This window comes from Sphingobacterium sp. (genome assembly GCF_032065005.1).
Taxonomy (GTDB): Bacteria; Bacteroidota; Bacteroidia; order Sphingobacteriales; family Sphingobacteriaceae; genus Sphingobacterium.
In genome coordinates this window covers 59,065-80,684 of the sequence record NZ_DAMBMM010000005.1, presented here as the reverse complement: position 1 = coordinate 80,684, position 21,620 = coordinate 59,065, and the positions used below count along the sequence as shown (strand labels likewise).

Annotated in this window: 18 protein-coding genes; 6 read left to right on the top strand and 12 right to left on the bottom strand. The window is 40.0% G+C overall.

Annotation, left to right across the window (positions count from 1 at the left end; all coding sequences use genetic code 11):
- Nucleotides 1–11 precede the first annotated feature (11 nt).
- The gene (locus RT138_RS09905; RefSeq protein WP_093095228.1) at nucleotides 12–206 is read left to right on the top strand and encodes a cold-shock protein; all 195 of its coding nucleotides are present in this window, start codon (nucleotides 12–14) and stop codon (nucleotides 204–206) included.
- A gap of 115 nt (nucleotides 207–321) precedes the next feature.
- Here the strand turns inward: RT138_RS09905 and RT138_RS09900 are convergent, their stop codons facing one another.
- Nucleotides 322–750, bottom strand: a complete 429-nt coding sequence (locus RT138_RS09900) for a cold-shock protein (RefSeq protein WP_237219494.1) — start codon at nucleotides 748–750, stop codon at nucleotides 322–324.
- 150 nt (nucleotides 751–900) lie between these two features.
- Entirely contained in the window at nucleotides 901–1,638 is a 738-nt protein-coding gene (locus RT138_RS09895; protein ID WP_313190540.1) for a GntR family transcriptional regulator, read from the bottom strand.
- 123 nt (nucleotides 1,639–1,761) lie between these two features.
- Between RT138_RS09895 and RT138_RS09890 the strand changes: the two genes are divergently transcribed.
- On the top strand, nucleotides 1,762–3,063 hold the full coding sequence (locus tag RT138_RS09890) for an amylo-alpha-1,6-glucosidase (protein WP_313190539.1): 1,302 nt from the start codon (nucleotides 1,762–1,764) through the stop codon (nucleotides 3,061–3,063).
- A gap of 24 nt (nucleotides 3,064–3,087) precedes the next feature.
- On the opposite strand, the gene RT138_RS09885 is transcribed toward RT138_RS09890, so the two are convergent.
- The 5 genes from RT138_RS09885 to RT138_RS09865 all read right to left on the bottom strand — a co-directional run bounded on the left by RT138_RS09885 (nucleotide 3,088) and on the right by RT138_RS09865 (nucleotide 12,753).
- Nucleotides 3,088–5,421 (bottom strand): GH92 family glycosyl hydrolase, encoded by a 2,334-nt coding sequence (locus RT138_RS09885; RefSeq protein WP_313190538.1) that lies wholly within the window; start codon nucleotides 5,419–5,421, stop codon nucleotides 3,088–3,090.
- Between the two features lies 1 nt (nucleotide 5,422).
- On the bottom strand, nucleotides 5,423–6,718 hold the full coding sequence (locus RT138_RS09880; RefSeq protein WP_313190537.1) for an MFS transporter: 1,296 nt from the start codon (nucleotides 6,716–6,718) through the stop codon (nucleotides 5,423–5,425).
- A 47-nt stretch (nucleotides 6,719–6,765) separates the two neighbouring features.
- A complete protein-coding gene (locus tag RT138_RS09875; RefSeq protein WP_313190536.1) occupies nucleotides 6,766–9,894 on the bottom strand; it encodes a GH92 family glycosyl hydrolase in 3,129 nt (1,042 codons plus the stop codon).
- Nucleotides 9,895–9,926: 32 nt separating this feature from the next.
- Nucleotides 9,927–11,720: a class I mannose-6-phosphate isomerase gene (locus RT138_RS09870; RefSeq protein ID WP_313190535.1), complete on the bottom strand. Its 1,794-nt coding sequence runs from the start codon at nucleotides 11,718–11,720 to the stop codon at nucleotides 9,927–9,929.
- Nucleotides 11,721–12,000: 280 nt separating this feature from the next.
- Nucleotides 12,001–12,753, bottom strand: a complete 753-nt coding sequence (locus RT138_RS09865) for an aldolase/citrate lyase family protein (RefSeq protein WP_313190534.1) — start codon at nucleotides 12,751–12,753, stop codon at nucleotides 12,001–12,003.
- A gap of 113 nt (nucleotides 12,754–12,866) precedes the next feature.
- Between RT138_RS09865 and RT138_RS09860 the strand changes: the two genes are divergently transcribed.
- A complete protein-coding gene (locus tag RT138_RS09860) occupies nucleotides 12,867–13,721 on the top strand; it encodes an SMP-30/gluconolactonase/LRE family protein (protein ID WP_313190533.1) in 855 nt (284 codons plus the stop codon).
- A 7-nt stretch (nucleotides 13,722–13,728) separates the two neighbouring features.
- Here the strand turns inward: RT138_RS09860 and RT138_RS09855 are convergent, their stop codons facing one another.
- Entirely contained in the window at nucleotides 13,729–14,409 is a 681-nt protein-coding gene (locus RT138_RS09855; protein WP_313190532.1) for a hypothetical protein, read from the bottom strand.
- Nucleotides 14,410–14,755: 346 nt separating this feature from the next.
- Between RT138_RS09855 and RT138_RS09850 the strand changes: the two genes are divergently transcribed.
- Nucleotides 14,756–15,448 (top strand): helix-turn-helix transcriptional regulator, encoded by a 693-nt coding sequence (locus RT138_RS09850; RefSeq protein ID WP_313190531.1) that lies wholly within the window; start codon nucleotides 14,756–14,758, stop codon nucleotides 15,446–15,448.
- 372 nt (nucleotides 15,449–15,820) lie between these two features.
- On the opposite strand, the gene RT138_RS09845 is transcribed toward RT138_RS09850, so the two are convergent.
- Together RT138_RS09845 and RT138_RS09840 are read right to left on the bottom strand one after the other, a co-directional pair.
- Nucleotides 15,821–16,486 (bottom strand): response regulator transcription factor, encoded by a 666-nt coding sequence (locus RT138_RS09845; RefSeq protein ID WP_185217178.1) that lies wholly within the window; start codon nucleotides 16,484–16,486, stop codon nucleotides 15,821–15,823.
- A 6-nt stretch (nucleotides 16,487–16,492) separates the two neighbouring features.
- A complete protein-coding gene (locus RT138_RS09840) occupies nucleotides 16,493–18,181 on the bottom strand; it encodes an ATP-binding protein (RefSeq protein WP_313190530.1) in 1,689 nt (562 codons plus the stop codon).
- Nucleotides 18,182–18,661: 480 nt separating this feature from the next.
- On the opposite strand from RT138_RS09840, the gene RT138_RS09835 reads away from it, so the two are divergent.
- Nucleotides 18,662–19,411: a DUF6882 domain-containing protein gene (locus RT138_RS09835; protein WP_313190529.1), complete on the top strand. Its 750-nt coding sequence runs from the start codon at nucleotides 18,662–18,664 to the stop codon at nucleotides 19,409–19,411.
- Between the two features lie 13 nt (nucleotides 19,412–19,424).
- Here RT138_RS09835 and RT138_RS09830 read toward each other — a convergent pair whose 3' ends face one another.
- Both RT138_RS09830 and RT138_RS09825 read right to left on the bottom strand, forming a co-directional pair.
- On the bottom strand, nucleotides 19,425–19,673 hold the full coding sequence (locus RT138_RS09830; protein WP_313190528.1) for a Rho termination factor N-terminal domain-containing protein: 249 nt from the start codon (nucleotides 19,671–19,673) through the stop codon (nucleotides 19,425–19,427).
- A gap of 63 nt (nucleotides 19,674–19,736) precedes the next feature.
- A complete protein-coding gene (locus tag RT138_RS09825) occupies nucleotides 19,737–20,603 on the bottom strand; it encodes a DMT family transporter (RefSeq protein WP_313190527.1) in 867 nt (288 codons plus the stop codon).
- Nucleotides 20,604–20,823: 220 nt separating this feature from the next.
- On the opposite strand from RT138_RS09825, the gene RT138_RS09820 reads away from it, so the two are divergent.
- The gene (locus RT138_RS09820) at nucleotides 20,824–21,564 is read left to right on the top strand and encodes a hypothetical protein (protein WP_313190526.1); all 741 of its coding nucleotides are present in this window, start codon (nucleotides 20,824–20,826) and stop codon (nucleotides 21,562–21,564) included.
- Nucleotides 21,565–21,620 lie beyond the last annotated feature (56 nt).

Below are 21,620 nucleotides of genomic sequence, written 5' to 3'. Positions count from 1 at the left end.
ATAATAATACCATGCAAGAAGGAAAAGTAAAATTCTTTAACGTAACTAAAGGATTCGGTTTTATCACTCCAAACGAAGGAGGAAAAGATGTATTCGTACATTCAACAGGTTTAGTACACGAAATCAGAGAAAATGACAATGTTACGTTTGACACTGAAAGTGGTCCTAAAGGAATTAATGCAATCAATGTACGTGTAGTTAGATAATCCAGCTCTACCGTGCATGTTGCACAACAAAAAAAAGCAGCCCAAGGGCTGCTTTTTTTTGTTGTGCAAAACTAATGGCTTAGCATTAGTCGATATATTTTCAAGTACGACCCGACTATACCAATTCCACTTCTGAAATTTGGTTTCCCTGTCTGGTTCTGGTGTACTTATACCTCACATTTTGATGCAAAGAAAGAATCTTGCCTGCAAGGGTATCGTTAAAATAAACAGTTTCTCTAGTCTCATTGTCGCGGATAAATCCATAATGACCTGTTTCATTATAATAAGAAACACGTCCCAATAGGAATTCATCCTCAGGATCTTTCGGTCTCTCTAAGTCTTCAGGTTTAAACTTATAGGTTTCAGTTGGAGGTGTATCAACGATGTTTCCAAATTCATCAACATAGGCATACATTTCTTCCAATGACTTGCCTTTGTTGTTTTGAGACTTGTTCTGTTCTCTACGCTCTTGCTTTTCTTGAAGTTTTTGCTGTTTTCTTTTTGCTAGTTCTTTTTTCTTGAATGTGAGTTGGTTTCTTGACATTAAAAATAATTAAGTTAAAAAATGAAAGGGGTATCTCTTTAAATAACCTGGATTGGCTGAGGATTAAGATAGGGGCCTTTATGAATGAATACAAAGATACAAAAAATTAGCGAGATTTGCTAATCTTTGCATACTCCTGCCCCAACCTAATTAGGCCTCCCCCCTTCTACTTTCTACTTTATAGGTAAAACTCTCTGCCCTGTAATAGCCTAAGTTATACTCAATGGGTTTTCCCGATTGATCATATACAAAACGTTTCCTCGAAAGAATAGGCTCTCCAATGGCAATCTCCAACTTCTCCGAAATAAATTTATTGGCAGCTTTGGCATCAATCTCCTCTTGGGAAAGATCCGCAATGATATTGCATTGCTGCTGCAAGATATCATACAAGGGCAATTTGAAGTCTTCCTCCCCCGTCAACCCGACCCTCGGATGAAAATATGAAATGAAATAGACAAATGGATCACCGGGCTTGCCTCGCAACCTTTCCAGCTTCAGGACCTTCTGATCTTCCGGAATTTCAAAAAACTTTGCAACAGCGGGTTCCGGAACCACCCAACGCACATGGAGCTCAAAATTCTTCACCTCCAGCCCTCTGTTCTTCATCTCCTGCGAAAAACTCAACCAATTCTTGGATTTGGAACTGAATTTCTGTTGCGTAACTTTCGTCCCTACACCTTTCTTCCTAACCAAAAGTTCTTCATACACCAACTTATTGATCACCAATCGCAAGGTAGACCTGGAAATCGACAATTTCTTCGCCAAGTCTATCTCATTGGGCAAATACTTGCCATCCTGGTACTCAGGCTGTTTGATTAAATCTCGAAGCAAAGTTTCCACCTGTACGTGCAGGGGAATGGGGCTATTATGGTCTATCTTCAGATTCATACTTTTTTGATTGTGACTTAAAGTAAGATAATTCTTTTTTAAATAGCAAATTATGTATGTTTGTATACACATACTTCATGTGACCTAATATTATCGATTTTCGAGGTTATAACCAATAAAACAATGAAAAGTTATCTATTTTATGTTGCATTCGGCCTAGCTCTAACAGCCTGCAACAACCATACAAGCAACAATAACAATCTAAATTCTGCCCTTCAGGATTCAATGATTTCCGACAGCAATTATACTATCGTCAAAGACATGGCAAAAGACATTGTTAAGTCTGGTTTTAACGCTGGTGATGGATACCAAGAGGTTTGGATCCGTGATTACAATACTTTTATCCGACTTGCCTACGAAGTTCAACCTGCCGATCAAATCAAGAAAAACCTATTGGCCTTTTTTGGTCTTCAAGCTGAGGATGGAAATATCCCAGATGGCTTCGTGACAAAAGAAAGCCTGAATGGTAAACCCAGTGATTATTACAGCATCCTGTCGGAGTTAGAACCCTTATTGGCTGCCCATAAAAACACGGTGGAGACTGACCAAGAGGCATCCCTTGTACAAGCAGTCTATAAATATATCCAGGTTTCAGATGATCGGGATTTCTTAAAGACCATGGTAGGTCAGTTTACTGTCGTTCAACGAATGGAGCAAGCACTTCAATTCTTAATGGACAAACGTTTTGACAATGCACATGGACTGCTTTGGGGAGCAACAACGGTGGATTGGGGCGATGTCCAGCCTGAACATGATTGGGGAGTACATTTGGATGAGAATTCCCATCTCGCCATTGACATCTATGATAATGCCATGTTCTTGATCGCCCTCGATAATTTCATGGAGTTAGCCTCTGAAAACAAATCAAAATGGGAAACCATCAGAAAAGATATTGCTAGCAATACCATGAAACATCTTTGGGATGAAAAGAATCAAAAATTTATTCCGCATATCTACCTGAATGGGTCGCCCTTTCCTGCTGATTTCGATGAAAATAAAATCTTCTACCATGGAGGAACTGCAATAGCAATTGAAGCCAATCTGTTGAGCAAAGAACAGATCAAAACCTCCTTGGATAAAATGATTGCCAATGTTAAAGAATCTGGAGCTGCAACCATAGGGCTTACGATTTATCCTACCTATCCTGAAGGCTTCTTTAAAAATAAAGGCATGTATCCTTATGGCTATCAAAATGGAGGAGATTGGACCTGGTTTGGAGGTCGGATGGTTCAGCAATTGATCAGGAATGGATTTGTAACAGAGGCAAAGGAACAACTGAAACCTATGCTGAACCGGGTAATCAAAAACAAAGGGTTTTACGAATGGTACACGAAAGACAACAAACCGGAAGGGTCCGGAACCTTTAGGGGCGAAGCCGGGGTGTTATATGACGCCATACAGCTATTAGAAAAATCAGGGTCTTAATCCCTGATTTTTCATGCCCATAGCTTAGTATCTATCTTTGGGACGATTCCCAGTTTTTAATTTCAGTATCCCTCCTGCCTTAATTGAATTTATTGGGATAAATGGTTCATGTACAATCTTGCCATTCAGATTAATCTGTTCAATATAGGTACCCTCTGAACCAGGGTTCTCCTTTTTAATGACAAAGTCTTCGCCAGCATAATATTTAGGGTTCAATTGAATCTTGATCTCGTCAAAGAGTGGCGTCGATAGCCCCATTTTTGCATCGGCATCCGTTAGTCCAGCCACATCAAATATGCCCATGGCTGCCATGACATACCATGCGCCTAACTGCCCTTGATCCTCATCCTGCCCATATCCATATCCATGAATACCCTCATTACCATAGAATTTATTACAGATTTCCTGAACCCATTTTTGGGTCAATGAAGGCTTCCCCGAAAAGTTAAACAACCAGGATACATGTAGATTCGGCTGATTCCCTTGGTTGTATAGCCCTTCCAGTCCTGAAAAGGCATCAATATTCTTACCTCCCGAAAAACCAAGTGCTTCCGATTGCACAAAAATGCTGTCCAACCTAGCGTTGAACGCTGTTTTACCTATAGCTTGTATCAGCCCTTTAGGATCATGCGGCACATAAAATGTATATTGATAGGAATTTCCTTCCTGAAAACCCCGCCATGCTTGACTAGGTTTAAAATCAGCAATAAAATCCCCATTGGCAAGTTTTGGTCGTATCAATTTCAATTGGGGGTCAAAAAGATGCTTCCAGCCCTGTGATAATCCGGAAAGCTGTGCATAGTCCTGCTTCTTGCCCAATGCTTGGGCAAATTGGGCAACAGCATAGGAACTGAAAGAATATTCCAAGGTATGGGAAGCTGAAAACATCCAAGATTCATGTATTTCATTATCAGATTTATCAATATGGGGCACAAATCCCTTCGCAACAAATTGATCCACATCCAATTTTCCTGCTCCCCGCGGCCTTCCCTTTCCATCTATTTCATTTTTCAATGCTGCTTCATACCCCAATTGCACATCAAAATCCCGTATTCCTTGCATATAGGCACTGGCTATAACGAGGCTTACAAAATTGGTCCCAACGCCAGAAACATATCTGCTATTGGCTATTCCATCGGCCAACCATCCTGAATCTTTGTAGACCAACAATTGCGAATTCACAAAATCAGATAAATATTCAGGATAGGCGATGGTCCATAGTTGTGTCAAATTCCAAAAAGCTCCCCATACCGCATCGGTATTATAATGCTGGTATTTTGGCTTTCCTGTTTGGTCCTTTTCAATATACCCAACCGTCCCATCATTTTTTGGATAGGCTCCTGAAACATCACTTGCCAATCCCCTGCCCAACAGAGCATGGTAAAGGCCGGTATAAAACTTTTTGCGATCTGTTTCTTTTCCTCCCTTCACCTGAATCCTTCCCAACATGGCATTCCATTGTGATTGATTCCGTTCTTTGGCAGCATCAAAATCCAAATCACTGGCTTCTGCATTCAAATTTGCCTTGGCCTCAGCCACTGAGGTATAGGAAAGGCCTAACTTGACTTCGATACCTTCCTCATCAGCAGTCGTAAAGGTTAAATAAGCGCCCGAGGAAATCCCTGAAATCTGATCGAGTCCCTCAAACTGCTTTTCTCCCCGGAATACGCCGTGTTTCTTCGCTTCTTTGTTGATCTCTGCATAGAAATACATCCTGATATCGGAACCAGCCTGATATTTCTCTACATAAAATGGTGCTGTAATCGCATATCCTTCAATGGAACCATCAGGGTTTATTTTCACCTCCGCTCCCTTCACCTTTCCGCTCTCTCCCATGATATTGCCAATATCAAAAATGATGTGGGATTCATCACTTTTAGGAAAGGTATAGCGATGGAACGCGACCCTTTCGGTGGCTGTCAATTCCGCTTTAATGCCATAATCCTTTAACAATACGCGGTAATAACCTGGTTCTGCCAGTTCATCTTTACGGTCAAAAGTTGAACGATAGCCCGTTTGGGGATCATCCAGATTGCCGGGGATAGTTTTCAATTTGCCTTTGCTCGCCATTAACGAAATCCCACCGATCTGGAATTCATGGAAATTAGGGAAACTCTCTATGCTATGGTCGCGGAAGTCATAACCTGTCGCCTCCCATCCACTTTTATTGCCCAAACTCCCATTGGTCGACGGTGCGGGCTTGGCCATACCAAAGGGCATGGCACCAGGAGCAAAATGAAACCATCGCGCATGGGCAGTGCCAATAAAGAGATCCACCGATTGAATTGGCTGTTGGGCCATAGCAGGAAGACCTAGGCTTAGAATGGCAAATGTTAAATAGCTGAACAATCTTTTCATCTTAGTTTTGATTTAATAGGAATTGGATTTCTTCACTGCTCTTACCTTTGGTTTCTGGAAGATATTTAAGGACAAACACAAACCCAATCAGACAAACCAAGCCCAGTAGAATAAAGGTCCCAGCAACGCCGATATCCTCCAATAGAAAGGGGGTTACCTGTCCCATTAAAAAGTCAGATACCCACATGGCTAAAATACTCAAACCCATAGCCTTGGCGCGGATATGGGCAGGAAAGATTTCAGAAGCCACCACAAATTTCAAGGGCCCTATGGAAAAAGCAAAGAATGCCAGGAAACAGACCACTGAAATCACCAGCAGCCAACTATCTGCCAGATCCAGATAAAACAATACACTGGTCAGAAACAGGGATACAGCTCCGCCCAATGTCCCGATCAAATAAAGTGGCCTTCTGCCCAAACTATCCACCTTCCAGATGGCAATCAGGGTAAACAACATATTGGCAACACCTATGATAATCTGGCCATAAAGGGAATTATCTAAACTAAACCCTAAAGTTTTCAATATGGTAGGACCGTAATAGATGATTACATTGATCCCACAGAACTGGGAAAATATAGGTAAAAACAGACCAATGATAAGTGCTTTCCTATAGATTGGTTTCCAGACCTCTGCATATCCTGAATTGGCCATTCCATCATTGTTTTTGGACCAACTCGGACTTTCGGGCACAAACATCAATCCAATAAAAAAAGCCAAAGAGGGTATCAGGGACATACCGATCATGGCTCGCCACTCCTCTTCGACAAATACATGCTGAAAGAAAGCTTGTGCAGTGAATTGCGCCAAAACATCCTGATCTTTAATGATCAAGGCATTCGACACATAAGCCAGTACAATGCCAAAGGTCAATGCCAATTGGTAAAAGGTGACCAGTTTTCCACGATCTTTAACAGGTGCAATTTCCGACAGATATAGAGGCACAACATTCGAGGCAATGCCTATCCCAATTCCCGTAAAGATCCTGGTCAGGATAATCAAGGAAAAGGACTCCAAAAAAATACAGGCAAAAGTGGCGATGACAAATATTACAGCGGCAAACTGCATGCTGCTTTTCCGTCCATATTTATCAGATAGATGTCCCGAAATCATGACCCCGAGGATACAGCCTAATAGCGCGGATGACACAAACCAGCCTTCCAAAAAGCTGTCAAGGCTAAACTGCATTTTCACCAAGGGCAAAACCCCCGATACCACAGCCATATCAAAGCCAAAAATAAAACCGCCTAATGAGGCTATCAAGGCCACAAAGGCCAATTGCTTGTTGGAAATATTCACATGCCGGAATTATAGTTTATAATAGTTTTTTATTTTGCAATCAATCCTTATCTCGATACACCCCAATTTTTATTTGGTTCTGCACCCATCTCTAATATCAACTCGCCGCCCTTCAACAACTCCGCTGCACTGAAATAAAAGCTGTTCAGTTTCTTTCCATTCAGCGTAGCATTTTGAATGTACACATTCGCTTTACTATTGTTCTTGGCCTTGATGACAAACTTCTTGCCCCTTCCATACTGTTCTCCAAGGTCAATCTGAATTTCTTCAAACATAGGACTTCCGATCTCATAGACCGGTTGGCTACGAGTACCACCATCCATCTGAAAGAGACCAATCGCCGTCATGATATACCAAGCACTCATCTGCCCTTGATCTTCATCGCCTAAATAGGCATTTGATATCCCTCTGCCATAATACCGTTCTGCAATGGAACGGCTCCACCTCTGTGTCAACCAAGGTTTATTCAAATAATTGAATAAATAGGCAAAATGCATCGACTGCTGATTACCCTGCACTACCGGATAATCCCAATACTGATCGTTGGGTCCATTATATCGCCATTTTACACTCTCCTCAAATCCCCATTCCAGCCGTTCTGAAAACACATCTGCACCGATCCAGTTGGCCAATCCAGGAATATCCTGAGGAACGAAAAACGTCAATTGCCAAGCATTACCCTCCACATAATGATGGTTTGCACCTGATTTGAACGGATCAAAATCTTTTAACCATTCCCCCTTAGAATCTTTCATCCTCGCATAACCACTTTCCACGTCAATGGCATTTTTCCACCAATTGCCGCGATCATTGAAATAGACGTAGTCCTTTTCCTTCCCTAAGGATTTGGCAAACTGACCCACCGTCCAATCATCAAAGCTATATTCCAAGGTATTGGAGAACCTTCCCAAATCAGATGGAACGTATTTATATTTTAAATAGACCTCGAGGTCCCTATTCCCTGCAAATCCTCCTGCAAATTTCGAAGGCATCGTGGTCTGCATTTTTTTAACGGCTTCAAAAGCTTTATCTACATCATATTCCCGAATTCCCATTTGATAGGCCGAAACGATCAACGGAATCTCATGCTCGGCAACCATGACTGGAATATATTCCATTCCAGCGGGTCCCTTGGCCAACCAACCATCGGCCTCATACATAGCAAGCTGTGATTTCACCCATTTGTTGCTCCATTCCGGAGTAACCAGGTTCCAAAACTGATTCAAATTCCAGAAGGTATTCCAAAAAGCATCACAACCCAAAGCCAAATCCTGAGGATTGCTGAATTGACGAACCTTTTCCTGCGAATCACGCCATTCGCCATTCACATCGCTGAAGGTGTTCCGGCTTAAGGATCTATACATATTGCTATAGAATTTCTCCTTTTCAAAGTAATCATCACTTTTCACTTTCAGCCTTTCCAACAATGTGTTCCAGGTCCTTAATTGATTGTCCCTAACCTTTTCAAATGACCAACCAAATGCTCCTGAAATCTCTTTGTCTAAATTTTCTTGCGCATTTTCAATACTGACGTAGGATATGCCTGTCCGCAATTGTACAGTCTTTTCTTTTCGGACATCAAACTCCACGAACATTCCCGCCTCTTTCACTTCTTTCCCCGATGAACTCTGCCCTTTCTGGATGCGATCTGACTCCCAAGTTCCAAAATCAACAATGGCTCGGTCAAACTCCATTACGAAATGGACCTTATAATCCTGTTTTGCATCTGTGGACCAAACATTTTCCGATAATTGATCCGAATATCCGATGATCTTATAGTCTGAGACCTTTTTTAATTGATAGTCCTTGATGGTATAAGGGTATTCGCCATTGACTTTAAGATCAATCATAACCCGACCTTTTTCAGACTGATTGAAGGTATAGCGTTGGAAACTGGCCCTTGTGGTTTGGGTAAGATCGACGTCAATATCGTAATCGGTCAATTTCACGTGATAAGAACCTAATGGTGCTTTTTCCGTGGTCTTATCGATCCTGGAGCGATAGCCTGAATCTGGATCATATTGATCACCAACCTGGATCTGCAAAGGCCCCGATGTTGGAAAGGTGCCTAGCCCGGCCATTGTCCATTCATGGATATGGCTGAACATTGCAATGGATTCAATGGATGGTTCGTAACCAGCCTGCCATCCTACATTCTGGTTGTCAGGACTCAATTTTACCATGCTGAAGGGCATCCATGGCCCTGGAGCAATCATCCAACGGGAATGGGATGCACCGATCATGGTATTGACATAATTTGCTAATGAACCCAAGGGTTTCGGACTCCGAATCACCTGCTCTTTGCTGAGCAATTGATCATTAACATATACCTCAACAGCACTGGTCTTACTTTTTTTCACGGCTTGCAAAGGGATCTCGATCCTGGACAGACCTTGATCCATGGACTTTTGATAAACAGTCCTACCATCGACCAATACCTTTACGGTTTGGTTGTCTTTTAATCGCAGGACTTCTAGCAGTAAATTTTGGATCCTTTCTTTATCATTTTGCAGTTCAAAATCAGCCGTTTCAAGGCCCTTAATAACTGTACTGTAATCAGCAACGAGTTTCGTATCCGATGGTCCCATTAACCTAAAGGAATCAAATTCAATCCAACCTCCTTTTAAACTGGTGAGGTAAATCTGATTGAAACCTCTTTTCAGGATGCCTGGCTTGATATCGATCCTGATTTTTTCAGTCCCAAATTGACCTGCAACAGGATTACTTTCGCCAGTACCATTCTTTAGATCATGGTTGAAAAGATGCCCATTGATACCCACCTGCAAAGTTGGTTTGGCCTTCCCTTCAGAATTCACGAAATCCAATTCCAATACATATTTAGCATTTGGGTCTATGGTATTCAATTGATAGTACAGGTTCAGAAAATGGGTCCGGATACCAGAAGTCCCACCAGTGCCGCCCCATCCGTTCGCAGGACCCGGTAAAACATAAGGGAAATCTTGGTTAAGGACATGTTGACCTACCACAAAATAGTTATCTTCATAACCAAAATCATGCGCCAAAAAATCCTTGAACCCATGTGGACTTAAGGCAAATTCTTGACTCGAATGATCTGCTTTTCCTAATTCCCAAATCGTATTCTCTTGGCTAAAAATACTCGAAGGAGTTGCCAGAAATAAAGCCGCAGAAAATAATATCTTTCGAAAATGCTGCATAATCATGATTTTGGTATTGGTTATTGTTTTGATTATTTCAAGTAAGAGAGAATAACCTTAGCTTCCCCTTCCCCTAGATTCTTAATTTTATACTGTTCTGCAGCGGCCGGCACAATGAATGTTTCTGCATAATGGAATGTTTGTCGATTTCCTGCGCTGTCCTCCAATTCAATTTTACTGCCTTCCACAAGCATCAGGACATGCACTTTATCCGCTGTCTGCACTTGGACCTGATCCTTGATATCTAATCTTTGTATAGCATAATAATGCTCAGGATGGGTTGGATATTGGATGATTTTGGCCCCATTACGTTCCTCAAAAACATAGGGTTTGGAGATATGTTCCCGTTCAACCAGGTCTCCTTTTCTTGAAAAATCCAGGTTCCTGAACCCATGCTCAATATTGATGGGTCTAGGCTTCCCATCCTTGTCCCGCTGAAGCCAATCGTACATCTTAAATGTATAGATATAAGGTGTAGCTGAAATCTCTAAAACCAAATTATTCCTTCCAGCGCTGTGTACCGTTTGATTTGGAATTAGATACAGCTTATGCTTCTCGGACTTAAATTCCTGGACAAATTCGGTAACCTCCAATTCCTTCTCCTCCACTACACTTTCCTCTAATGCCTTTCTAAATCTGTTTGGTTCAATGTCTTCTTGAAATCCCAAATACACCTTTGCATCTTCTTTGCAATCCATGATGTAATAGGTTTCATCCTGTGTAAACTGCTCACCAAAATTTTCCTGTATATAATCCAATGCTGGATGGCATTGTACAGAAAGGTTTCCACCATCAAAAGTGTCCAGAAAATCAAAGCGGATCGGGAAATAATCACCAAACCGTGGATGACCTGAACCTAATATATTTTTAGACTCCTGGAACATCAATGTATCAAAACTGACCTCCAACAACTGCCCCGAACTTTCTAAAACCAATCCATTCTCAGGTGCAATAATTTCAAATGACCAAGCATAATTTACCTCATCTTGGGCCAATTCCTGAAAATGAGCTTTCATCCATTGACCGCCCCATACACCAGGATCAAACCAGGGTCTAGGCCTGAAGACCGTTTTGCTCATTTCAGACAAGGAATTTCTCAAATCTTCGCCCTGGATCCAATTAATGGTATCAAGCCATTGGCAGTCCGCAAGAAGATCGACCTTTGAAAGGATCGCTTTTTTATGGGCATTCAATACGATCCAGTCTACAAAATATAAACGCTTATACGTTTCCTTCATATTGAACCTCGTCTTGGATCCTATATTATAGGCAGACTTTCCCCTTACCCGGAAAAGCAGTTCATTTTTTGGAATATCAAAATAGGCTATGGAATTAAGAGAGTTAACTAAACTGGCTCCAATCCCCCAGGCTATATTCACTTCGAATTCCTGATTGGCTTCCAGCTTCTTTAATCCCTCCATGTCAAAGAAATCATTTAGGCTAAGGTCACAAACCTTCCCCCATACCGAGTCTTCATTCCCCATATAAGGGGCTACCATTTTATCGATCTCTCCTTCGGGCTTTAAGAAATCCTTTGTTTCAATCCAATTTACACGTACGGATCTCTTAGCAAATTCTTTTTCCAAAGCTGCCTTGATCCCAACCCAATCAACCGCCACATAACCATCTACACAAACCGTTTTCTTGGAAATCATCCAGTCTGCTAAAGAGGAATATCCCGAAGAAATCAATCCTTCGGCAATGGAAAACGAAGGATAAATGCTATATCCATCCCTAAATTCCTTTGAAATCACGGATGGCATCACTGCTTGTTTGGTCCTTCGAATGATTGAAGTGCTTTCCTTGGTTGACAAATCTTCCAACATATCTATTTGCGATCTAAAAATTCTTTAATTTCAATTGGTCTACAGCACAATATTAAAACATTGTACCTACATATCAAAGAAAAATATCAATATGTTTATACATGTAGGTTATTTTCACAAAACAAGAGCACAAAAAAACTAAGTAAAATAGGGGTTTCATTCGAGGCATATTCGAGAGACATTCGATAATGGACTTGAAATTATTCGAAACATTATGGATCGCTTCCGAATATGTCTCGAATAAGGTCAAATAAAAACCCAGAAAATTTTCAGATTAAATCTATTTTAGGATTTCTCTGATTATGGTCTTCGAAGCCTCCTGTATGATACCTACATCAACAGCATATGAAATGTAATCAATCCCTAAGTCCCTCCACTTTCTTGCATCTTTAAGATTATCCGTAAAGATTCCAGTTTTTTTCGAGTTTTCTTGGCAAAGCGAGACGATATATTCTATTTTCTCTATAACCGTGGGATGATTAATCTGTCCAGGCACGCCTAAGGCTTGGGATAGGTCATAAGGCCCTAGAAAAATAATGTTGACATGCTCCACTTGAATGATTTCCTCAATATTCCTGATAGCCTCTTCTCCTTCCAATTGCAAGATCAGGTAATTCTTATTGGCCTCTGAAAAATACGCAAACCTATCTTTGTTTGAGAATTCGGCAGCTCGGACAAACCTACATACACCCCGCATACCTATCGGTCCAAATTTAGCATACTCAACAGCCAACTTGGCCTGTTCGGCATTACTGATCTGAGGGACCTGTACCCCCATGGCACCGATATCCAATGCTTTACCGATAGCCGATGCCGCATTTTCGGGAACCCGGATAATAGGAAAGGCTCCTGTGATCTGCGCGGCCCTCACGAGGTTCTGCGCATTTAAAATGCTATTGGGACCATGTTCCAAATCGATGATGATAAAGTCAAAGCCTGCAAATCCCATGGCTTCAATCATGGACGGATCTGAAGTTTTTGAAAATGGTCCGATCACCGTTTGCCCTGCGTCCAGTTTCTCTAAAAATCTCATGTAGGTTTAAATTAAACCTAAAAATAACTTATATTGCTGATAATGACCAAGAAATCCGCTATAGAAAATGAAACAATTTCAGGATTTATAGCAATCTACCAAAACCATGGAATATGGCCCTTAAAAGAATTTATAAAGAAACATTAAAATTAGGCGAAGGACCGGTTTGGGATTTTAGGATCCAGAAACTTTTCTTTGTGGATATCATGGACAAAAAACTTTACATCTATGATTACCAAACCCAGAATATTGAAAAACAGGTATTCAACGAATATGTAAGTTGTGTGGCATTGACTCCTGATTTGGACAAAATCTTAATATCTCTTGAAAGCGGCCTGTATGAACTGGAATGGAAAACAGGGAGTAAGACGTTCATCACACAGCCTGAGCATAGGTCAAATTACCGGTATAATGATGGCGCGGTAAGCCCTTGGGGCACTTGGTTAATCGGTAGCATGAACAATCTCAACAATGGTGACAATGGTCCATTGATACCCGACGCAACCTTATATGAACTGAAACAGGACGAGGCAAAGCCCTTATTGGATGGGGTCATTATTTCAAATGGGATTGTGTTTGAGGACAAATTTTTCTATTTCATCGATTCCGAACTAAACTCGGTCAGAAGGTTCAAATACAATGATGGAAAGCTGGAGGATGAAACCCTGATCTTTCAATATGATGGACCAGGTTCTCTGGACGGGATGTGCCTCTCCAAGAGCAGGAAACTCTATGTAGCAAATTGGGGCGGAAACCGGATCATCATATTTGATCTTGCAAGGTTAGAGGTCATCGATTATATCCCATTGCCTTCCAAAAATCCAACTTCCTGTACTTTTGGAGGGCCAAATATGGATGAATTATTTATCAGCAGTTCTGCACATGAGGATGACCAGCCCGATGCTGCTGGCTTATATTGCTTAAAAATTGATGAAGAAGCTGCTGTGGAATTTATAATGAACCGCTAAGGGAGCATCAATAATCGTCATGATAAGAGTTGTCATCTTCGTCATAGAAATCAGTCAATTGTTCGATTAAGAAGAACATGATTTCTTTATCGGACTTGAACCTTTTGATCATTTTTTCCCAAGAACTAGGATTGAATTCGATCCTGTTTTTTTGAGAATCTTCATATACCCATTGCTTATGGAAATCTTTGCCTAAGCTGGCTGAAAAGTCATTTAGATCATATTCAAGAACGCCTTGCAGGTTACGTTTGATGCTAGCAGTACCAAACTTCCCCGATTCTTCATGATATTCGTGTCCAAAAAAATCCTTTCCCTTCTCGGAAGAATAGCCCCGATTGTCTTCAATCTTCTCTTTGCCAAACATATCGATGACATGAGATAATCTATAATTTTTATCACTTGAATATTTACGAACCAGATTTCGTAGAAAATTGGTTTTCCCTTCATTATCTCGCATGATACCTGGAAAATGCTTGGATAGGTACTTTTCATCAAAGGTGATTCTATTGCTTGAACTGTCATAAAATTCCAATCCATTGAAGATATTCTTTTCAAGGGTAGCCTTATACCTTCCATCAAGGGAGTTGAATTCAAGGTGACCAAAAAAATTATTGCTGATTTTACCTCTTTGCGCCGATGCGGCCAGACAATTGAAAATAATAAAGAGAAGGATAGTTAGCTTTTTCATGATTCTATTTTACAGTTGGAGTCTTATTTTTTTAAAAAGATTAAACTGTTACGAACATAAATATTACTACTGCTGGAGCAAAGGTATTTTTGCCTTTTTTTATTATTTCTAAATAAAAAATTCGTGTTAGTTAACTTCGCGGATTAAGCGCGCATCATCTTGATTAACAGTTATTTAAAACAACACAAAATACTTAGCGGACATTTTAAAACGGATAAAAGGTTCTATAATAGAATTATTTATTGCAATTCAATCAGTGGATTTGAAAAATTTATTTTAGTGTTTAAACATTGTTCACTATTTTAGGATAAGCGATAATTAATTTCCAAACCACCTATTAATTATTATGATAACCCTTGATGCCCAATTATTTGAAATCTCGAATGGTCTTAATATGGGGAATTTCACCATTCCTGACTTAGGCGATATCTTACCGGCGAGCCTCATGATCCATGATCTGAGCGGAAATTCACCTAATGGCTGCAGCTATATGAACCATTGGGGGACCAGCTATTTAGGGGTATATCCTGAGGAAATCCCTGCCATGGGTATGGATTATTACGACCATTTCTTTGTTAAAGAGGAAATATTCAGCTTTTTTGTCGGTTTACAGCAGTATATTATCAATGGGGAGGCTGACAAAACCTACAATTTTTTCCAAAGGGTAAAAAGGTATGCTGACCAACAGTACCAATGGTGTTTTACCAGTTGTAAACTTGCTGAAATTCAAACCGAGACTAAGTTGATCTTGATTTCTGCTCCTATTGATGGATTAGACCATATCATCCAACGTGTCAATAAGACCTTGGACCAAAACGAATATGTGCATGCCCATTATAAAAAATATGCACAACTGACCAAAAGGGAAAAAGAGATAATTCGAATGCTGGCAAACGGTTTCTCAACATCAGAAATCTCAGACCAACTCTTTCTATCCTCCCATACCGTATCCACACACCGAAAAAATATTTGCAAGAAACTGGAAAATAAATCCTTTGCAGAATTATTGAAGTTTGCCGTAAATTTTGATTTGACCTAGTCATTTGGCAAATTTTGGGAATGGGCAATGGGATCATATCCATCATAAACAAAAACTAAAAAACCTGAGCCGGGGAAGCTCAGGTTTTTTTTAACTAACCAATTATTAACCTAAATTATGAAATTATTTACTCTTTTACTTTTTTACTCTGTTTGCTATTATTAACGCAAAGCAAATGCCTAAATGTATATTTATACCCATGGATTAACATTATTTAACAAGATTGGCAAGAAAGAGCATAAAAAATGGCCTCTAAATAATTAGAAGCCATTTATATTTATTTTGGTTAATATGGGTTGGTCAAATCAGTAAGCAAAGATACTTTCCCTACTTAGCATTACCATACGGTTTTCCGTAAAGCAATCATTAATTTTATATTAATCCCTTATCCTTGCAATACAATACCAGTTGTTCATTCTTGGTAAAGCCCAATACCTCTTTCATCAGGTTCAATCGTTTCTCGATACTACTCAACCCGGAAGGTTTGATATTCTTTTCCTGCAAGATTTGAGGGATGTTCTTTTGAAGGACTCCTTGGGACAGGGATGAGATAATCTGGATATCCATATTGGTAAATTCATGCGAATTCTTAGACCTTAGGGCCAAGCGGATATCGGGTGACTGATAAATTTTGTTGCTGGCCACCGCTTTCAGCGCTTCTCTAAAATGTTGCCCATCATGCCTTGCCTTCCTGACATAGGCGTCGATCTGGTAATTTCTAAAGAGATCCTCGATCAGGCTGATCCGATCAATGGAAGAAAATACAATCACCTTCAGGTCGGGTTGTACTTCTTTTGCGGCTTTTATCAAGTCCTTTCCATGGGAAATCTTTTGTGGAACGATATCATCTTCGAAAACCAAGTCGGTGATCAGGAGGTCATACGGCTCTCCCTCGCGAACTGCTTTTTTGATCCAACTGAGCGCATCATCGCAGTAATAGACATATTTGGTGTCAGTGACTCCCATTTCCTGTACCGTCTTATGGACAGAAAGGTTGGCCACCTCATGATCTTCAGCAATCAATACTTTTTTAAACATAACATCCTATTTTTGAATAGGGATGGAAATGTGAATTCCTAAACCTCTATTATTATTTTTCTCAAAAGTAAGGGTCCCTTTCAATAGATTTATACGGTTTTCCGTATTCTTAAATCCATTGCCATATTTTAAGGAATCCGAAAGTCCAATGCCATCATCTTTATAATAGACATGAAGGTTATTTCCATCGTCGTCAAATCGGACGATGACTTCCTGCGCTTTACTATGTTTCTGCATATTGACCATCAGTTCCTGCAAGACCTGCTCTAGGTTGTCCTTTTGAACAGCATTAAATTTTTCCCAAATAGCTTCTTCGTTTCCTGCAATCAGGACGGTACGTTCCTCATTTGAAAATGATTTCAGCAATTCGGAGATGGTCAGGTGGAACTGAACATCATCCATCCCGAGGTCTTCAACTTCGTAGGATATATCCCTGGACTTGTCATATAGGATTTCCAACCGGTCCAATAGCTCCTCTCGGTTGATATCATCTCGATTCTCTAATTCAGCCATTACCCGATAAATCCCATTCGCAACGACATCATGGACTTTTCTGGAAGTTTTCAGCTGACTTTCCTTTACCCTATTTTCAGCTTCCAATTCCATTCGCTGCTTCCTTCTTTTATGCCAATTCAAGAAATAGAATGACGTCAGTGCAGCCACAATCAACAGACCAACGATGAATACCCGCATCAGGTTCAATCTATATTGTTTTTCCGCAACTTCATTGCTGAGCTTGAGGTTATTGGTTTTACTCTTTTCCACCTCGTAGCGGATTAGTGCAAATTGATTTTTTGCATTCATCCGTGCAATTTCGACGCTGTCCTGTATCTTATGGTATCTTTCAAGTAGAGGTTGGTTTCTTTCCAGAACAGAGAGTTCCAATATCCGTTGCAGGGCATCCATTTGGGCATCCGGATTTTTGATAGCCTTAGCCGCCTCGTATTGCTGCTTGGAATAATACAGCGCTGAATCCTTGTTCCTTTCCTTATAATAATTGGCCATATGGGTATAACTCGAATTGAGCCCCCAAGGGTCTTTCATCTTCTGACGGATCAGCATAGCTTTCCTCAATACGGGCAATAACCTGTAATTCGTATCGAGATGACCTTTGGCCCTTGCATAATTCGTTAAGAAACGAGCATAATCGATGGAATTTGAATCTGTACTAGAAAGCAGTTTTTTTAAGATTTCAATGGCTTTTTGATATTCCCTATTCGCTATATAGGTGGATGCCAAGTTATTTTCATAAACCTTTTTATTGGCAGGGTTTGCGGCATACCGTATGGCTAATTGATTGGCTTCAATCGATTTTTCAGTATCCTTTAAGGAAGTATATACATTACTTAAATTATTGTAGACCATTCCCAACAAACCATATTGGGAGGTATCGTTCAGGTTAAGATATTCAATGGCTTTGGTGGAGGTTTCCTGGGAACCATAATAATCACCAAAATCAGATTGGGTAACGGCCATATTGATATAGCTTTCGGCCACACCGACACTGTCATTCTTTTCCAAGAACAACGATTTTGCTTTCTCAAAATAGACAAAAGCACTATCAAACTCATTTTTGTCCAAGAACTCGTATGCCTGTTCGTAATACGGATTCTTTTCTGATTCTTGAGTAGATATAATTTGGTTTTTACAGGATACTATAAGAAGTATCCCGATAAAGAGTAATAATGGTTTCACAGGTAAAAATAATAATGGTCAAAAATAGCCAATAAAACAATTACTTTTCAGCACAAAACACTAATAATCACAAGAATGAAAGATTATTTTGTTAAGCGAAACAACTGTTTGAACAGACACAACAGTAACAATTTGGATGTTTTTATACTAACAACCTGTTACATAACCATTTATATATGATATTTTTACAATATCAAAAAGATCCCCTCTTTTGAAAGCCCTACTGAATAAGCTCAGAATTTAAGCAAATATTTAACCACACGACTTTTAATAAGCTAAAATAAAACCTAGCTTCACTTTAATTGAGGTAAAATTAATATTCGTCAATTTACGTAGATAAGTATTTTCTCCTACAAACAGTAGATATAACACTACGAAAAATGAATTTCCTATAACATTAGCCCTGACTAATTATGGATTTCAACCAGCCTTTATTAACTTAAATCATCAAAAGAAACTAACACAGTAAAGTTATATATTATGGGATTTTTAAATAGGTTATTTGGAAAACCTACACCTAAACAAGAAAATGAAAAATCAGAACAACCAACCAGCAAAGAAAGCCCTAAAATTGAGCCAATAAAAACAGAGAAAGAATTATTTGAGAGTTATGCAGCTTATGGATTTGAAAAGCAAGTCGACTTTTCGGAATTAATTGAAGACAAGAGCTGGGATGCGGATTTGACACGTGGGACAATCACTTTTGGTGATGGCCTTGAGTTTCCATTACAGATTATTGGGAGCTTTTCGTATTCTGTAAACACTTGGCTTTGGTCATGGGCAAATAGTCAATCAAACTTACCTGAAAACCTCCTAACTGATGCGAAAGGTCTGAAAGCATTTGGTGTGAAAAATAAAATAGATCAATTGAGAACCCCCGAGTATTCGATCAAACAGGATGACTTACATCGATTGGGCCTAATCGCAGTCGGAATGTTTGACGCCGATGCCTATTACCTAGCGGATTATGGCAGCGGGGTCATGCTGATGACCGTAAAATCAGAGAAAATCCAACAGAACAGAAAAGATAATCATTACAGAATATTCACAACTTTCCCGCAGGTGATCTCAAACTTTGAAGTCGATCATAGAAATACGTTGATCCATTACCTGAAGAGCAAAGGCTATGAAATCGAAGAGAGCGATAGTCAAGTCATCGGCACGAAAGCTAATGAAAAATGTACCGCAAGCTTAGATTCCCTCAATCGGGTAGTTAATTTGGGAGGATAAAAAAAGAGGACTGTTAATGTCCTCTGATTTCTTTGATAAGCTGTCCCTTATTCATGCTGTGACGATTTTTTATACCGATTTCTTTGGCTTCTGCCAATAAATCAGATTTTGATCTTTCTTCCAGCTTTTTAGATTTATGGTCGATGGTACCGGCAGCCTGTGCATTTGAAATACGGGCAGCTTTTTCTTTACTCATCCCCTTATCTACCAATGCATCATAAGTTTTTGGCTTTTTTATCTGGGGTGTTTTCTCTCTGGGCATAATACTGAAAATTTGTTTATACCTGTTGAACATTTCATGAGATTATTTGTTGGAATTTTTTATTTATAGTTCATGCTTTTCCTGTTTTCGAGAAAAAACTGTCGTCCCAATACTTGCCAATACCACACATAAGACGGAAATCCATTGATGGATACTGAGGTATTCTTGTAAAAAGATCAATCCAGAGAGTGCTCCGAATGCAGGTTGCAGACTGGTCAAGATGCTAAATGTTTTGGCGGGCAGTCTTCCTAAAGCCATCATGTCTAATGAAAATGGCAATGCCGAAGATAATATGGCCACCAGAAGCCCTATGGAAAATTGGCCCATATTGATGTTCAATATCGCTCCATCCATTAAGGCGAATGGAACAATAAAGACCGTAGCGATCATCATTCCGGTAGTAACGGCCTGTTTGCCCTCCATAACTTTGGATAGCTTGGCCCCCATCAGGATATATACTGCCCAGAAGACCCCTGCCATTAAGGCTAACCCCAATCCTATCGGATCGATGCCATTGCTCTTCCAAGGAACGATCAGTAAAATCCCAGTCAATGCCAATACTGCCCAGATGACGTCTGTCCACTTTTTAGACAGGACAAAGGCCAAGAACAGAGGCCCTACAAATTCGATGGTGACCCCTAAGCCCAATGGGATTCTTTGGATGGCCATGTAAAAAATGAGGTTCATGACAGCAATGCCGATTCCGTAAAGCCCACAGTACAGCCACTGTTGCTTGTTGAAGGTATGCAGCTTCGGCCTATTGATCGCATATAGCAGGATGGCCGATAAGCCAATCCTCAGGGTTGTTGTCGCGATGGGACCGATGGATGGAAACAACTGCTTCGCGAACGATGCTCCCCCTTGTACACAGATGATGGATAAGATGGCAGCAGCAACCGCAATATTGGTGTTTCGGATTTTGGTAAACATGGTCAATCGCTCTTTTTAGAATTGAATCCAAAAATAGCCTTTCATTTTAATTAAACTGGCGAAATGAGAATAATTAATTCCCTATGGATTTCCTGTATTTAATTTTCTTAACCAATATGTTAAATATAGTTATTGCTTTGATTCTAAGCTTTTAGATTTAGTAAATTAGACTGGATGAATTATTTTCATCTAAAGAAAATGAAAGCTTAATTTTAAAGCTATGGCATTAAAACCAATTATTATTTCCTTTCTTTTGTTCCTTTATAGTTTGGTGGCATTTTCCCAAGCTCAAAAGAGATATACCGGCACAGTGTACTCCAGCGACAGCAGTCTGCTGATCAAAAATGTGGATGTCATTAACCAGAGAACAAAACAAACGCTTCGGTCAGATTTTGATGGTTCCTTTGGTATCGATGCCCGCCCAAATGATAGCATAACCTTTGTCCATCCACATTGGAACCGCCTCAGTATCTTGGCTGAAGATCTAAATTACCATGTCTACCTACAGAAAAAATCCATCGTATTAGAAGAGATCGTTGTCATGGGGAATACCAAAGCCGCTAAGTTAAAGGAACTGGAAAGCATGAAAAAAGATATTAACGTTAAGGGTGGATTATACTACTCCGGTGAACCGCCTTGGTACCTGCTTCTACCCATTGGTATGCCAACCGTTACTTACTTCTACGAAAAATTCAGTAAATCTGGTAGAAACGCAAGAAGGTTCAGTGCTTTTATGCAGCAAGAAATCAAAAATATGGAAGTGGACCAAATCTTCAACAAAGCAAGCATTAGCGATATTATCCCAATGGACGATGATGAGCTGGAACAGTTTATGGTGGAATATAGACCTGATTTCGAAACAGCCCAATATTGGACCAGCTATGACCTGCATGTATATGTCAAGAAATATTACAAAGAATTTAAAGAGAAGTCCCCTGCTGAAAGATTGATCCTAAAGTAGTTCTTGGGACTGTTTGGTGTTTCTTCTCGGTAAAGAAGAATCCTGTAAATTGTATT

Excerpts from the sequence above, each read along its gene's own strand:
- RT138_RS09905 (WP_093095228.1), top strand. The coding sequence starts at position 12 with ATGCAAGAAGGAAAAGTAAAATTCTTTAACGTAACTAAAGGATTCGGT.
- RT138_RS09900 (WP_237219494.1), bottom strand. The coding sequence starts at position 750 with ATGTCAAGAAACCAACTCACATTCAAGAAAAAAGAACTAGCAAAAAGA.
- RT138_RS09895 (WP_313190540.1), bottom strand. The coding sequence starts at position 1,638 with ATGAATCTGAAGATAGACCATAATAGCCCCATTCCCCTGCACGTACAG.
- RT138_RS09890 (WP_313190539.1), top strand. The coding sequence starts at position 1,762 with ATGAAAAGTTATCTATTTTATGTTGCATTCGGCCTAGCTCTAACAGCC.
- RT138_RS09885 (WP_313190538.1), bottom strand. The coding sequence starts at position 5,421 with ATGAAAAGATTGTTCAGCTATTTAACATTTGCCATTCTAAGCCTAGGT.
- RT138_RS09875 (WP_313190536.1), bottom strand. The coding sequence starts at position 9,894 with ATGCAGCATTTTCGAAAGATATTATTTTCTGCGGCTTTATTTCTGGCA.
- RT138_RS09870 (WP_313190535.1), bottom strand. The coding sequence starts at position 11,720 with ATGTTGGAAGATTTGTCAACCAAGGAAAGCACTTCAATCATTCGAAGG.
- RT138_RS09865 (WP_313190534.1), bottom strand. The coding sequence starts at position 12,753 with ATGAGATTTTTAGAGAAACTGGACGCAGGGCAAACGGTGATCGGACCA.
- RT138_RS09860 (WP_313190533.1), top strand. The coding sequence starts at position 12,867 with ATGGCCCTTAAAAGAATTTATAAAGAAACATTAAAATTAGGCGAAGGA.
- RT138_RS09855 (WP_313190532.1), bottom strand. The coding sequence starts at position 14,409 with ATGAAAAAGCTAACTATCCTTCTCTTTATTATTTTCAATTGTCTGGCC.
- RT138_RS09850 (WP_313190531.1), top strand. The coding sequence starts at position 14,756 with ATGATAACCCTTGATGCCCAATTATTTGAAATCTCGAATGGTCTTAAT.
- RT138_RS09845 (WP_185217178.1), bottom strand. The coding sequence starts at position 16,486 with ATGTTTAAAAAAGTATTGATTGCTGAAGATCATGAGGTGGCCAACCTT.
- RT138_RS09835 (WP_313190529.1), top strand. The coding sequence starts at position 18,662 with ATGGGATTTTTAAATAGGTTATTTGGAAAACCTACACCTAAACAAGAA.
- RT138_RS09830 (WP_313190528.1), bottom strand. The coding sequence starts at position 19,673 with ATGCCCAGAGAGAAAACACCCCAGATAAAAAAGCCAAAAACTTATGAT.
- RT138_RS09825 (WP_313190527.1), bottom strand. The coding sequence starts at position 20,603 with ATGTTTACCAAAATCCGAAACACCAATATTGCGGTTGCTGCTGCCATC.
- RT138_RS09820 (WP_313190526.1), top strand. The coding sequence starts at position 20,824 with ATGGCATTAAAACCAATTATTATTTCCTTTCTTTTGTTCCTTTATAGT.